Raw genomic sequence first — 14,418 nt, 5'->3', positions numbered from 1 at the left:
CGAAGAAGGCGGGACAGGCGATACCCCGGCAGCACAAAGGCCCACGTCAGCCACCCTATCGGCAGCAAAACGCACGCTCAGCAGCACCCCTTGTAGACCGGAATCCAGCGGCAAACAGAGAGGCCCTCGGTTTCGAGAAGAGCGCGGGCAGGTAATCTGACTCGCGGGCGCGCCCGCATACAGTAACCGCCTTGCTCGGGATTCTCACCCGATTCCCCTTTATGCGCTCGCGCGCACCCGTGCTCCGGCTTCTATTTTTAATCGGAGGAAGTGTACGTTACCGCAGGTAAATCGGTCAATGCGCTACACAAAAAACCGCCATACCCGAGCCATATGGCTCCCGGATGACCACCTATAGGCAACCCATATCGCCACTAGGCCGCTAACGAACCAAGCCCGCCCGCAAGATTGAGCGGGCCGAATGTCCCCCGTGGGACTTTTGACCCGCTCATTCCCGGTTGGACGACACGCGCTATTATGGTTGCCGTTTACGTGAGCTATTTAGATGGGAGCGTACCTATGGCTGCTTTTTCCACCGTGATCTTTGACCTTGACGGCACCATCCTCAACACGCTCGAGGACCTGGCGGCCGCCGGCAACCACACCTGCGAGATGCACGGCTGGCCCACGTTTGCCGTGGACGAGTACCGCTACAAGGTGGGAAATGGCATGCTTAAGCTGGTTGAGCGCTTTATGCCCGCCGAGTACGCGGGCGACGGCCGTATGTTTGAGCAGACGCTTGCCGAGTTTAGGGCCTATTACGGCGAGCACAAGGAGGACCATACCTCACCCTACGCCGGCACGATTGAGATGCTCGACCGTCTGCGCGCAGCGGGCGTTCAACTTGCCGTGCTCACCAACAAGGACCATATTTCGGCAGCCCCGCTTATCGAGAAATACTTTGGTTCCGAGCACTTTGCGCTGGTGCAGGGCCGTGTCGATGCGTTTCCGCCTAAGCCCGAAGCGCCCGTCACGCTGCATGTGATGGAGGAGCTGGGCGCCGATCCGGCAACCACGCTCTATGTGGGCGATTCCAATGTCGATGTTCTGACCGGCCACAACGCCGGCCTTAAGAGCGCCGGCGTCAGCTGGGGCTTCCGCGGCCGCGCAGAGCTGGAGGCCGCCGGCGCCGACTACGTGGTGGACAGTCAGGCAGAGCTCGCAGCACTGGTGCTGGGCGAATAGCGGAGCCGCCGCTCAGCGCGGCTGCGACAATTCTTCCGCGAGGAAAGCGCATCCCGTTTTGGAGCTCCGGAATGGGATGCGCTTTCCGCTTGAGCCCCGTCGGGGAAACGACATCCCGTTTTGGAGCAATATTCCGGGTCGCACTTTCCGCAACCCACCCCATCCGGAAACCGCGACCCGGAATTCGCCCAAATACCGGCTCGCATTTTCCCGAGCGTTCGCGATGCAACGCTGGCGCAAGGGGTGTCCCCAACTGCCGGCAGAAAAGGAACGTCCCCAAGTGCCGCCCCAATGACTACCATGGCAACGCCGCAGGTAGAGGACGGACAGCGAGCGGGCACCAGAGCGAACAAATTGGCATGAAAAGAGGACGGCATAGACCTTCTGGTCTATGCCGTCCTCTTTGAATGACAAGTTGTCGCTCTGGTGCCCGCGCAGCGTCGAGCAGTTGCGGCGTTTGGTAAAACGCCGCAACGAACTAGCTCATCATCGCATTCATCATCTCGTTGGTTGCGGAATCGTCGGCAGACCACTCGCCGTCGTCATTGCAGGAGTACTTGAAGGTGACCTTGGTGTCCTTGGTCTTAGCAGCCTTGGTCACATCGACCATAACCTGACCGGCCATCTTGTACAGCTCGTCATCGGAAGGCATCGAATCGAGCGCGGCGACCTTCTCCTGGTACTGGGTGGCAAAATCCTCAACGATCTGGTTCATGGACTTGCAGGTAATGGTGACCTCGGCAGTTGCGGTACCCTTGTCCTCGTCGACCGTCACGTCGCCGATCTTGTAGTCAAAGCCCTCGAGATAGCTCTTGGCATACTCCTTGGGATCGATGCCCAGCTGCTCGAACTCGTCGCCCGAGGCCTCTTCCAGGCCGGCGAGGAAGTCGTCGCCACCGTTCTTGACCTCGTCAAACTGCGTCGTAAGATCCTCGGTGATGAGTTCCTCAACCGAAGGGCCTCCGCAGCCGGAAAGCACAACCACGCACGCGACCAGAACAGCCATCAGGGGCGCAAGCAGCAGCTTCTTCTTCATGACATTCCTCCCAACAAGCGGCACCGCGCTTCCCGGCGCGGTGCACGTCGTAACAATAAGGCCATACTAGCCGCTAACGAACACCCCGGGCAAAGCAAAGGCGCAGTCGGCTCGATTTAACGTCCGAACGGTTTACCGTTCCGCCCAACGCGCAATAAAACGTTCCGCCGCATTGTAATAAAAAAGGGCGGCCGGATAACCCGATCACCCTTGCACATCCTTATGTTGCCGCAGTTTACTTGCGGACGACCTTGACGATGGCATCGCCGGCGGCGACAGCGGAGTCAGCCTCGACGGCGAGCTCGACGTCGGCGAACTCGGCGGTGTTGGACACAGCCACGACGACGCAGTCCTTGTAGCCGGCAGCGGCGATCTTGGCGCGGTCGATCTTGAGCATGGGCTGGCCAGCCTTAACGACGTCGTCGGCCTTGACGAAGCCCTCGAAGCCGTCGCCGTTCATGTTGACGGTATCGACGCCAACATGCACCAGAACCTCGATGCCGCTATCGGACTGCAGACCCACGGCGTGGCCCATGGTGACGGTCACCTTACCGTCGCAGGGAGCGTAGACCAGATCGTCCTCGGGCCACACGGCGCAGCCCTTGCCCAGAACCTCGCCGCCAAAGACGGGATCGGGCACGTCGGCCATCTTGATGACCTTGCCCTTGACGGGCGAGCACAGCACGTCGGCGCCGGCAGAAGCAGAGATGGAGGACGGAGCAGCGGCAGCCGCGGGCTCAGCCTTCTTCTTGAACATGTCAAACAGACCCATACGTTTTCTCCTCTTGATTAAGCGCAACGTTATGCGCATGCCTATGGTGATTATAGTGCCAAATGGCCAAAATACTAAGGCGAGGGCTCGAATCGCAAGCCCTTCCAAGCCCTTCCCAAAACCTTTTCCCCAGTGGCACTCATATTGTCGATTAAGCCAGACCCTCGGTGCCGTTGGACTTGATGATCTTCTGGTAGGCGTAGAAGCTGTCCTTGCGGCGGCGCTCGTAAGTACCGGTGCCGTCGTCGTACTTATCGACGTGGATGAAGCCGTAGCGCTTGCGCATCTCGCCCGTGCCGGCGGACACCAGGTCGATGGGGCCCCACCAGGTGTAGGCAATCAGGTCGACGCCGTCGGCAATGGCCTCGCCCATGGCCTTGACGTGGCTGCGCAAGTAGGCGATACGATACGGATCGTGGATGGAGCCGTCCTCCTCGACCTCATCGTAGGCGCCCATGCCGTTCTCGACCACCATCAGCGGAATCTCGTAGCGGGCGTAAATCTCGTTGAGGGCGATGCGCAGGCCCAGCGGATCGATCTGCCAGCCCCAGTCGGTGGACTCCAGATAGGGATTCTTGCCGCCAAAGGTCATGTTGCCCTCGGTCATCTCGTGATCCTTGTGGGTGCCCACGGTGCCGGACATGTAGTAGCTAAAGGTGTAGAAATCGACCTTGCCGTCGGCAATATCCTGCAGGTCGCCGTCCTCCATCACAAGCTCAACGTCGTTCTCGGCCCAGAAGCGCTTGGCATAGAACGGATACTTGCCGCGCACCTGCACGTCGGAGCAGTACCAGTTCATGGTATTCATCTCCTGCTGCGTTGCGAACACGTCGGCCGGATCGCACGTGGCGGCATAGGAAAGGATGAAGCAATCCATGTTGCCCATCTTAAACTGCGGGTAGTGCTCGTGGGCATAGCGCACGACACGGCCGCTGGCAACAAACTGGTGATGCAGCGCCTGCATACGCTCCTGCGGCGTGGTGTGGACCGCCGAAGCCGGGCCCTCAAAGCCCTGGATCATGCTGGTCCCAAAGAGGTTGCCCATGTCCTGGGTGCCGCAGTTGATCTCGTTGAAGGTGAGCCAGAACTTGACCTTGTCCTGATAGCGGTCGAAGACGGTCTGGCAGTACTTCTCAAAGAAGCCGATGAGCTCGCGGCTCGCCCAGCCGTTGTACTTCTCGACCAGATGATAGGGCATCTCGTAGTGCGACAGGGTCACGAGCGGCTCGATATTGTGAGCGCGCAGGCAGTCGAAGACGCGGTCGTAGAAGGCGAGGCCGGCCTCGTTGGGCTCGGCGTCGTCGCCGTTGGGGAAGATGCGGCTCCAAGAGATGGACATGCGGAACATGGTAAAGCCCATCTCGGCGAACAGCGCGATATCCTCCTCGTAGTGATGGTAGAAGTCGATACCGTCATGATTGGGGTAGAAGCGGTCGGGGTCGATGTCGATCGTAATCTGACGCGGCTCCTTGTAGCTGCCGCCCAGGAAGTGGTCGTCGACGGAAGGGCCGCGGCCGTCCACGTTCCAAGCACCCTCAAACTGGTTGGCGGCGGTGGCGCCACCCCAATAGAAGCCCTCGGGGAACTTGATGTTTGCCATGAGCATCTCCTTTGCATCGCGGTTCGATAAGCCGAGTATCGCCCACGCACGCGACAGACAGGGGCAGGGGTGCCAAACCCGACACTTCTTTTCGCAGCGGCACCCCGCCGCCACCCCGCCCCTGACACTTCCTGACACCTGCCAAAAAGGGACTGCCAAAAAGGGACAGGTTTATTTTGGTCGGTTTTATCTGGGCAAACGCTGGCGATACGCTGCCGGCGTGCAGCCATAGCGCTCGGCAAACTTTTTGTAGAAGAAGCTCATGTTGGCGTAGCCGGCCTCGCGCGCCGCGGTTTCGGCAGTGGCACCGGCGTCGAGCAGTGTTGCCGCGCGTGCCAGGCGGCTCTCCTGCACGAGCTGCATAAACGTGTGGCCCGTCTGCCGCTTGAGCAGTGCGCTTGCGTAGTTGGGACTCAGATGGAGGTGGCGAGCTACGTCCTCGAGCGTACAATCGCAGGCATGGCGCTCGATGTAGCCCACGGCGGCCGCGACCTGCGCCGAAGGCAGCCTGGGCATGTCCGCCTGCAGCAGCGATGTCTCATAGCTTTGCATAAGTTCGACCAGCAGCAACTCAAACAGCTTCGACACGATCTGGGGACTCGCAGCCGTCGGCTCCAGAAGCTCGCACAGCATCTCCTGCATATATCGGCGCACGCGGCGGCTGTTGCCCGTGCGGAAATGCACATGACCGCGGTGGTCGGTTTCGTCATTGAGGGCATTAATGAGGAACTGCGAGACGGTGCTTGACGGCGACAGGCTCTGCTCTAGGCTGCGGTGCAACATCGGCCGCGAGATGACGATGCTCAGCATAATGTCATGCTCGCCGAGCTCGCCTACGGCATGTGGACAGGCGGCGTCGAGTAAGAGCACCTCGTTTTGGGCAAGCATGAGCTGTTCGCCGTTGACGGTCTGCGGCGCATGCCCGCGATAGACATAGCTGATTTCGACATAATCGTGCACATGCTCCGGTACAGGGTTGAAGCGCGAGCTGCGCACGATTGATAGGCCCTCAGGCATGCCTTCTTGGTGCAAGGCTCGCGTCGGGTCACCGATTTTATGGATATGTTTTTCACCGATATTCTGTTGATGACCCCAGCTGAACGCATCATTCCAGTCATAGCGGGCGCCCGCGTGGTAAGCACGCTCGCTGTCGGTCAGCTCGAGCAGAAGGCTGTCTAAACGTGCAAGATCCATGGCATTACAATCGTTGATTCGGTCATATTCTGCTGTGGTTTTGATATTAGCAGGACGGCGCGCTCGGCGTACTCTGACTTCAATCGATTTAAAAGGTTGGTTTTAGAGGAGTGGATATGGCGGCACACGACAACCATGTGCTTCCGTTCTTGTGGCTCAAGGGCGAGGCGCACGAGACGATTACCGAATACCTGGAGCAGATCGCCGGTGCGAACATCCGCGAGGTCTGCCTCGAATCGCGCACGCATCCCGAGTTTTGTCGCAACGGCTGGTGGGCTGACCTGCGTTTTATCATCGGCGAGTGCAAGCGCTTAGGGTTGAAGATCTGGCTGCTCGACGACGCCCATTTCCCCACGGGCTACGCCAACGGCGCGCTTGCGGGCGAGAACGTCGACCCCGCGCTTAAGAAGACCGTGCTCAAACATCGCACGGTTACGGTCGTCGGTCCCCAGCCGTCCACGGTCATCAAGCTCGGCAATCTTATGGATCACACGGAGCGCTTTGTGGGCGCGGCGACTTTCGACGCCGCCGGCGCACCGCTCGACCTTGAGCTCTCCGTTGAGCAGGCCGACGGCACCCCCGCTCGCCTGCGTTTTGACGCGCCCGCCGGCATCACCACCGTCGAGCTCTTCGTCACCAGCCAAAAGACCGGCTTTCGCGATGAGTACATCAACATGGTCGACGCCGATTCGTGCCGTGTGCTCATCGATGCCGTCTACGAGCCCACGTTTGAGCACCTGGGCGACGAGTTCGGCTGCACCATACTGGGGTTCTTTACCGATGAGCCGGGCTTTATGAACGAGAAGGGCACGGCTCTCGACGATGCTTCTACCAGCAGCTTTATTGGACGCGGCGATATGTCACTGCCCTGGTCGGACGAGCTTGCCAGCCGCCTGTGCAATGCACTTGGCGAGGACTGGCTCACCAAGCTACACGGCCTTTGGACACGCGAGGCAGATGGTGCCCGAGCCCGTCACGCCTACATGGACATTGCCACGCAACTCTACCGCGCATGCTTTGACGAGCAGATTGGCGACTGGTGCCGCGAGCGCGGCGTCATGCACATCGGACATGTGATTGAGGACAAAAGCTGCCACACGCGCCTGGGCCAGGGCGCCGGGCACTACTTCCGCGCGGTCGCCGGACAAGATATGGCGGGCATCGACGTTGTCATCAACCAGCTTGCCCCCGGCATCGACCACGGGCGCTACAGCTACTTCCACGGCGCGTGGAACATGGAGTTCTTTACCTACGCGCTTGCCAAGCTGGGCTCTTCGGCCGCGCGTCTCGACCCAAAAAAGCAGGGGCGCTGTATGGCCGAGGTCTTTGGCGCCTTCGGCTGGCACGAGGGCCTTCGCGAGATGAAATGGATCGCCGACCACATGCTCGTCCGCGGTATTAACTGGTTTACGCCGCACGCATTTAGCATGGCGCCCTTCCCCGATTGGGACTGCCCGCCGCACTTTTACGCACACGGCAACAATCCGCAATGGCCGCACTTTGGCCAGCTCATGAGCTATATGAACCGTACGGCAACGCTGCTTTCGGGAGGCAGCGCCACGCGTCCCGTCGCCATCCTGTACCACGCCGATGCCGAGTGGGCCGGCAGCGCCATGCCTATCGAGCGCGTGGCTGCCGAGCTCACGCGCGCGCAGATCGACTTTGATTTTGTGCCCGCCGAGGCTTTTGAGGATGAGGACCGTTACGAGGTTTCAATTGCTGATGGAATGCTTACCGTAAACGATTGTCGTTACCAGGCGTTTGTTATGCCAGGAGCTTCATTTATTGGTTCGGCGACGGCGCGGGCCGTAAGGCGCATGATGGATGCGGGAGTTATGGCCCTCGCCGTCGACGAGGTGCCGAGCGCGCTTTACGACGCCGATGGCGTGGTTGAACTGGGTGAACTTGCAGCGACTCCGCTTGCCGATATGGCGGGCGTGCTGGCGAGCGTTGGGCTGCAGACGGTTGTCACCGACACGCCCCAGCCCTGGCTGCGCGCGCTTCGCTACGAGCATGCCGGCGAGACCTACGTCATGCTGGTCAACGAGCACCCGCGCGAGTGCATCGGCTGCACAGTTAAACTCGCGCAAGGCGAGCGACTTTGCGGCACGCGCCTCGACCTGTTGAATGGCACCGATCCCGTTGCGTTTGACGGAACGCTTGAGCTCGCACCCTTCGAGAGCTGCTTCGTTGCCTTGGAGACGGACGGCGAGCTTGAGTCCGGGGGCGGCGCGGACATGGGCTCGAGCGATGCGCTCGCCCTCGACATCAACGGCCCTTGGAACGTCGCCCTCTCCCCTGCCGGCGGCGGAACCTTTGGCGCCCCGCGGGAACTCGAGCACTTGTGCGATCTCACGGCCGAGCGATTCCCCAATGCCTGCGGGACGTTCCGCTATCGCACGTTGTTCGAGCTGGCGAACGACCTTGCCGATGCCACAATCGACCTGGGAGATGTCTACGAAGTCGCGACACTTACGCTCGATGGACACCCACTCGGCACACGCATCTGTCCGCCCTATCGCTTTGCCATCGACCCGCTTGCCGCCGGCACGCACGAACTCACCGTCGACGTCATCAACACGCTCGATCATGCGATTCCCGACATCTTCGCCCTCACCGAACCCGTCGCCCCGAGCGGCATCCTCGGTCCCGTTACCCTTTGCGGGCAAAACCTGCCAAAATAAACCTGTCCTTTTTTGGCAGGTTTGTTGAGTGTGGGAGTTCGCATGGATATCAAACGCAAGATTTCCGAGGCGCAGGGCCTTACCCCTACCGAGCAACAGCTCGGCATCTCGGCCCTTGCCATGGGCGAAGACGTCCGCGGGCTCTCTATTAAGGAATTTGCCGCGCGCACCAACGTTTCCGTTGCGAGCGTGCACCGTTTTTGCAAAAAGCTCGGCCTCGAGGGATTCAAAGACCTCAAGGTCGAGCTCATCCGTCAGGCAGCCGAGACGGGTAACCGGCGCGACGTGGACATCAACTTTCCCTTCGATGCCACCTCCACTCCTGCGCAGGTGATGGAGCGTATGGAGGGGCTCTATCAGACCACTTTGGCCGAAACGCAGGAGCTGCTCGACCCCACACAGCTCGACCAGGCCGCCAAGCTTATCGTGCGCGCCGGCACCGTGGACATCTACACGGGCTCGCATAATCTGTATCCAGCGGGAATGTTCCGCGATCGCCTGCTTTCCGCCGGCAAAAGCGCGACGTGCCACGACAGTGTCGAGGCGCAGGTGCGTACGGCGCTCGCCTCGGGCCCCGACCATGTGGCAATCGTTATCTCCTACAGCGGCCTTGCCCCCAACCTCAGGGAGATCTTGCCAATCCTCAGCAGTCGACATGTCCCGGCCATCGTCATCGGCACACCGCACTGCGCCCGCATTCACCCCGGCTTTGCCGCCTATCTCACGGTGAGTGATCACGAGAGCATGACGCATCGCATCACACAGTTCGCCAGCCACATCGCCGTGCAATACGTGCTCGATTCGCTCTACAGCAGCTACTTTGCCAAAGATTACGCCCGCTGCTCCGAGTTCTTAGAGCGGTCGTTTCCCTACACCCGCCTGCCCGGACTCAAGTAGCGACGAGCGTGGATTTTCGGACACTAACCTAACGAGCGTGGATAATCTCCCACTTTGAGCCCGCGCACAGGCCAAAACCGGGAGATTATCCACGCTCATTTTGGGTCCCCTGGGAAACGCATGAGGAGGGCGGATAGACAGCCGTTATTTGCGAGGCGTCAGCGACGTAAAGAGCCCGTGTTGGTTGCAGTAAAGATATATCCTGCCGCGCCCGGTAATATGGAAGCGCGGCTGCACCGATTGCTCTGGATAGAGCTTCTTAAAGCAGACGCCGTCCATAGTCGCATATGCCACAAAGCTAATGTAGTGATCCTTGGTCATGGGATGATCGAGCGTGACGTACCAATCGTCCTCGATGCGCTCGATGGAAAAGGCGTGGTCCGCGTCCGGCTCTTCGGCCTCCTGGGGAAACATCGTGGAGCCACAGCAGCTAAAGCTGCCTTCTCCGAGCGCGTGCACAACGTTTCCGCAGATAGGGCAAACGTAAAAGACGCCTTTGAGCATATTGCCTGCACGGTTGGCGTTGGCCCGAATGTCACCAGCCAAAAGCTCAGCCACGCTTATGCCGAGTCTCTGGGCCAAAGGCTCAACGAGGGAAATGTCGGGAAGGCCGCGGCCGGATTCCCACTTGCTGACGGCTTTATCGGTCACACCAAGGCTTTCCGCCAGGGCGCGCTGGGTGAGGCCGCGCTCTTCGCGCAGCTGCTTAATGGCATGCGCTGCCAAAAAAGTATGGGAGGCATTGGTTTGCCGTGTCTGGTTCATGGGCTGTCCAATCAAATTGAAGAAATGGAGTGAACCGGTTCGACAGTCAGTATCCATTTGAAGGCCAGGCTCGACAACCTACGCTGCGTAGACATGCGCCAATCGAACGAGCGCGGATTTTGGACGCTCATCCTAAGTAGTCATTTAAGAACGTCCCCAATGACTACATCAGGAGTGTCCCAAAGTGCCGGCAAAAAAGGAACGTCCCCAAGTGCCGCATCGCCAGCAACGGGAGTGCCGATGTTTTGGTAGCGACAGCGAAAACCCGCCAGAGCGAGCAAGGTGCCTTGAAACGAGGCGGCATTGACCTTCTGGTCATGCCGCCGAAGTTGAAAGGCAGATTGCCGCTCTGGCGGGTTTGCAGCGTCGAGCTGTTACGCGGTTTGGTAAAACCGCGTAACTAACGGACGCCGTACTGCTCGTAGTAGGCGTCGATAGCGGCCTTGAGCTCGTCATCGATGACGACCTTGCCGTCGATCTCGTGGTTGTAGAGGGTCTCGACGACCTCGGCCATGGAGACGATGCTCGCGACGGGGAAACCGTACTTGGCCTCGATCTCCTTCTGCGCGGTGGTCACGCCACCCTTGCCGACCTCCATGCGGTTGAGGGAAACGATAAGGCCCTTGATCTCGACATCGGCAGCAGCCTTGACCTTGGGGTAGGTCTCGTCGATGGACTTGCCGGAGGTGGTGACATCCTCGACCATAATCACGCGGTCGCCGTCCTGGGGCTCATAGCCCAAAAGGTTGCCCTTGTCGGCACCGTGGTCCTTGGCCTCCTTGCGGTCACAGCAGTACTTGACCTCCTTGCCGTACAGCTCGTGGTAGGCAATGGCGGTCACGACGGCCAGCGGAATGCCCTTGTAGGCCGGTCCAAACAGCACGTCGAAGTCGTCGCCAAAGTTATCGTGAATGGCCTGGGCGTAATACTCGCCCAGCTTCTTGAGCTGATAGCCCGTCACGTAAGCGCCGGCGTTCATAAAGAACGGGGACTGACGGCCGCTCTTGAGCGTAAAGCTGCCGAACTTAAGAACATCGGACTCGACCATAAACTTGATGAACTCTTGCTTGTAAGCCTCCATGCGGGCTCCTCTCGTAATCGCGTACGTGTCTTCCAGTTTAGCGCAGGCAAGGCGCGTTGCGGGCGCGCTTTGGGGCCTCAGCATTCTGTAAAGGCTTTGTCAGGGGCAATGGTTTTCCAAACAAAGGGGTTGACACGGCAAACCCCCTCATCAAAAATACGGGCGGATTAAAACGGGTACGAGATACCCAAAGCGCGCCGCGCCCGGCCTTAAGGGGGTGTGCCATGGAAGGCAGCCATAGTCGAAAAACCTGCATGTCGCCCTCGGCACGCCGCGAGGATTCCGCGCACGCATAAGCGCCACTAACCGATCGTCAAAACCACCACAAAGGTGCCTGTCCCTTTGTGGTGGTTTGAAAGCATGACGTGAGCGACATCTAGGTTTTTTGAAGCAAATACGACACGTACGCTAACTCCCTTCAACAAGGAGGACCCTATGCTGATGCTCAAAACCGCCACGGTACTCGAAGCCATCTCCAAGCGCCGCCGCACGGCGCGCCCCGCCGCTCACACCGGCCTTGCCAAGAACACCATATTCGCCGCCACCCATAGCGCCGAGGACGCCCTCGTGCTGCTTGACGCCAGGGCTGGCGGACTCGGTACCGAGCACGCCGCCGAGCGCCTAGACGCCGTCGGCCCCAACACCATCGAGGCGCCGACCAAGACACTCGCCCGCCGCATCGCCGACGCGTTCATCGACCCCTTCGCCGGCATCCTCGCCGCGCTCGCGCTGGTCTCGCTCTACATCGATGTGCTCGCCGTACCCGAGCCCCAGCGCGACCCCTCCACGGTCATCGTTATCGGCATCATGCTGCTGGTATCTGGCGGCATGAAGTTTATCCAGGAAGCCCGCAGCGGCAATGCCGCCGAGGCCCTTAAGGACCTGGTTTCCAACACCTGTACCGCCCTGCGCGACGGCGAGCGCCTCGAGATTCCCTTCGACGAGCTCGTCCCCGGCGATGTGATCCGTCTCTCTGCCGGCGATATGGTGCCGGCCGATGCCCGCATCATCGCCACGCGCGACCTGTTTGTGATCGAGTCTGCACTCACCGGCGAGAGCGAGGCCGTCGAAAAGACCGCTGCCATCACCGTCGCCGAGGGTGCCGACAGCTCCGCGCTGCCGCTCTCTGTCTGCAAGAACATCGTCTTTACCGGCACCTCCGTGCAAAACGGCACCGCTATGGCACTTGTCGTAGCCACCGGCTCGGACACTTACCTGGGCGGCATCGCCAAGATACTCAACGGGCGCAGCGAGAAGAGCGCGTTTGACCGCGGTGTCTCGAGCGTCTCCATGCTGCTCGTGCGCCTCATGCTCGTTATGGCGCCGGCCGTCTTTGCCATCAACGCCGCCACCAAGGGCAACGTCATCGACGCGCTGCTGTTCGCCACGAGCGTGGCCGTGGGCATCACGCCGCAGATGCTTCCCGTCATCGTGACCACGAGCCTGTCGCAGGGCGCCAAGGACCTCGCCCGTCGCCAGGTTGTCGTCAAGGAGTTGCCGGCGATTCAAAACCTCGGCGCGATGGACGTCCTGTGCTGCGACAAGACCGGCACCCTCACCGAAGACCGCATCGTGCTCGAGCGCTACCTCAACACCGACGGCAACGAGGACGCGCGCGTGCTGCGCCATGCGTTTTTGAACAGCTTCTTCCAGACCGGCCTCAAAAACCTTATCGACCTGGCCGTTATCGACCGTGCCGACCTGACGCCCTCGACCGTCGCGCCCGATTCCATGCTGGGCCAGAGTCTGCGCGACCGCTATACCAAGGTCGACGAGGTTCCCTTCGATTTCTCGCGCCGTCGCCTGAGCGTAGTTGTCGCCGACGCCCAAGGCAAAACCCAGATGGTTACCAAGGGCGCTGCCGAGGAAATGCTCGAGATCTGCTCCTTTGTCGAGGTCGATGGCATCGCTCAGCCGCTCACCGACGAGAGGCTCGCCCAGATTCGAAAGCAGGTCGCCGGACTTAACGCCGAGGGCCTGCGCGTGATTGCCGTGGCGCAGAAGACCAATCCGCGCTGCGTGGGCGAGTTTGGCATCGCCGACGAGTGCGACATGGTGCTGATGGGCTTTTTGGCCTTCCTCGATCCGCCCAAGGCGAGTGCCGCGGGCGCCGTCGCCACCCTCGAGGCCAAGGGCGTGGCGGTCAAGGTCCTGACCGGCGACAACGATCGCGTCGCCGCCACCGTCTGCGAGCAGATCGGTATCGACGCGAGCAATGTCTTGCTGGGCTCCGAGATCGATGCGCTCGATGACGCCGAGCTTGCCGAGCGCGCCGAGCACACCCACCTCTTCGCCAAGCTCTCGCCGCTGCAGAAGGCGCGTCTGGTGCGCGTCATGCGCGAGCTGCTCGGTCACACCGTGGGCTTTATGGGCGACGGCATCAACGACGCCGCCGCCATGCGCGCGAGCGACTGCGGTATCTCGGTCGATTCGGCCGTCGACATCGCCAAGGAATCCGCCGATATCATCTTGCTTCAGAAGGACCTGGGCGTGCTCGAGCGCGGCATCATCGAAGGCCGCCGCACCTACGGCAACCTGCTCAAGTACCTCAAGACCACGGTGAGCTCCAACTTTGGCAACGTACTGTCCGTGACCGTCGCGAGCCTGTTCCTGCCGTTTTTGCCCATGAGCGCCCTGCAGCTGGTGTTGCTGTCGCTGGTCTACGAGATCGTGTGTATCGCGCTGCCGTGGGACACCGTCGATGACGCCTGGACCGCCCGTCCGCGCGCCTGGGACGCCGCGTCCATTAAGGGCTTTATGCTCGAGTTGGGTCCCGTGAGCTCGCTGTTTGACATCGTAACCTTCGCCGCGCTCTTCTTTGTGGTGTGCCCTGCCACCGTAGGCGCAAGCTGGTCCGAGCTCGCCGGGACGGGCAACGCCGCAGGCATGGCGGCCTTTGTGGCGCTCTTCCAGAGCGGCTGGTTTGTCGAGTCCATGTGGTCGCAGACGCTCGTGATCCACATGCTGCGCTCCCCGCGCCTGCCGAGCCCGCGCGACCACGCCGCGCCCGCGCTGTGCGTTCTCACCGTACTGGGCCTGGCGCTCGTCACCTGGCTGCCGGCAAGCCCCATCGCCGATGCGCTCGGCCTCTTGCCGCTGCCGGCGAGCTTCTTCGCGCTGCTCATCGGCATCGTCACCGCCTACATCGCGCTCACTCAGCTGGCAAAGCGCCGCTACATTGCCCGCCACGGCGAGCTGCTGTGA

At 60.8% G+C, this 14,418-nt stretch carries 10 protein-coding genes and 1 riboswitch; of the genes, 4 read left to right on the top strand and 6 right to left on the bottom strand.

Annotated features, from left to right (window positions below; all coding sequences use genetic code 11):
* Positions 1 to 128: 128 nt before the first annotated feature.
* A riboswitch (cobalamin riboswitch) is annotated at positions 129 to 256 on the bottom strand.
* A gap of 263 nt (positions 257 to 519) precedes the next feature.
* Positions 520 to 1,185, top strand: a complete 666-nt coding sequence (locus tag DW823_RS03025; protein ID WP_197032175.1) for an HAD family hydrolase — start codon at positions 520 to 522, stop codon at positions 1,183 to 1,185.
* A gap of 478 nt (positions 1,186 to 1,663) precedes the next feature.
* On the opposite strand, the gene DW823_RS03020 is transcribed toward DW823_RS03025, so the two are convergent.
* The 4 genes from DW823_RS03020 to DW823_RS03005 all read right to left on the bottom strand — a co-directional run bounded on the left by DW823_RS03020 (position 1,664) and on the right by DW823_RS03005 (position 5,787).
* Positions 1,664 to 2,221 (bottom strand): hypothetical protein, encoded by a 558-nt coding sequence (locus DW823_RS03020; protein WP_117634513.1) that lies wholly within the window; start codon positions 2,219 to 2,221, stop codon positions 1,664 to 1,666.
* Positions 2,222 to 2,456: 235 nt separating this feature from the next.
* On the bottom strand, positions 2,457 to 2,993 hold the full coding sequence (locus tag DW823_RS03015; RefSeq protein ID WP_117634515.1) for a PTS glucose transporter subunit IIA: 537 nt from the start codon (positions 2,991 to 2,993) through the stop codon (positions 2,457 to 2,459).
* Between the two features lie 151 nt (positions 2,994 to 3,144).
* Complete coding sequence (locus DW823_RS03010; protein ID WP_118080186.1) at positions 3,145 to 4,593, bottom strand: glycoside hydrolase family 1 protein; 1,449 nt, start codon at positions 4,591 to 4,593, stop codon at positions 3,145 to 3,147.
* 186 nt (positions 4,594 to 4,779) lie between these two features.
* Positions 4,780 to 5,787, bottom strand: a complete 1,008-nt coding sequence (locus DW823_RS03005; RefSeq protein WP_118080184.1) for an AraC family transcriptional regulator — start codon at positions 5,785 to 5,787, stop codon at positions 4,780 to 4,782.
* Between the two features lie 116 nt (positions 5,788 to 5,903).
* Between DW823_RS03005 and DW823_RS03000 the strand changes: the two genes are divergently transcribed.
* Complete coding sequence (locus tag DW823_RS03000) at positions 5,904 to 8,471, top strand: glycosyl hydrolase (protein WP_118080181.1); 2,568 nt, start codon at positions 5,904 to 5,906, stop codon at positions 8,469 to 8,471.
* Positions 8,472 to 8,513: 42 nt separating this feature from the next.
* Positions 8,514 to 9,368: a MurR/RpiR family transcriptional regulator gene (locus DW823_RS02995; protein ID WP_118080179.1), complete on the top strand. Its 855-nt coding sequence runs from the start codon at positions 8,514 to 8,516 to the stop codon at positions 9,366 to 9,368.
* Between the two features lie 144 nt (positions 9,369 to 9,512).
* Here the strand turns inward: DW823_RS02995 and DW823_RS02990 are convergent, their stop codons facing one another.
* Positions 9,513 to 10,133, bottom strand: coding sequence for a helix-turn-helix domain-containing protein (locus DW823_RS02990; RefSeq protein WP_117839941.1), 621 nt, complete (start codon positions 10,131 to 10,133; stop codon positions 9,513 to 9,515).
* Between the two features lie 400 nt (positions 10,134 to 10,533).
* A complete protein-coding gene (gene pyrE / locus DW823_RS02985) occupies positions 10,534 to 11,214 on the bottom strand; it encodes an orotate phosphoribosyltransferase (RefSeq protein WP_118080177.1) in 681 nt (226 codons plus the stop codon).
* Between the two features lie 435 nt (positions 11,215 to 11,649).
* On the opposite strand from pyrE, the gene mgtA reads away from it, so the two are divergent.
* On the top strand, positions 11,650 to 14,418 hold the full coding sequence (gene mgtA, locus DW823_RS02980; protein WP_118080175.1) for a magnesium-translocating P-type ATPase: 2,769 nt from the start codon (positions 11,650 to 11,652) through the stop codon (positions 14,416 to 14,418).

Origin of the sequence: Collinsella sp. AM34-10 (assembly GCF_003469185.1) — a bacterium.
Lineage (GTDB): Bacteria > Actinomycetota > Coriobacteriia > Coriobacteriales > Coriobacteriaceae > Collinsella.
Note: the sequence above shows the minus strand (reverse complement) of the source record. Positions and strands in the feature narration are given on the sequence as shown.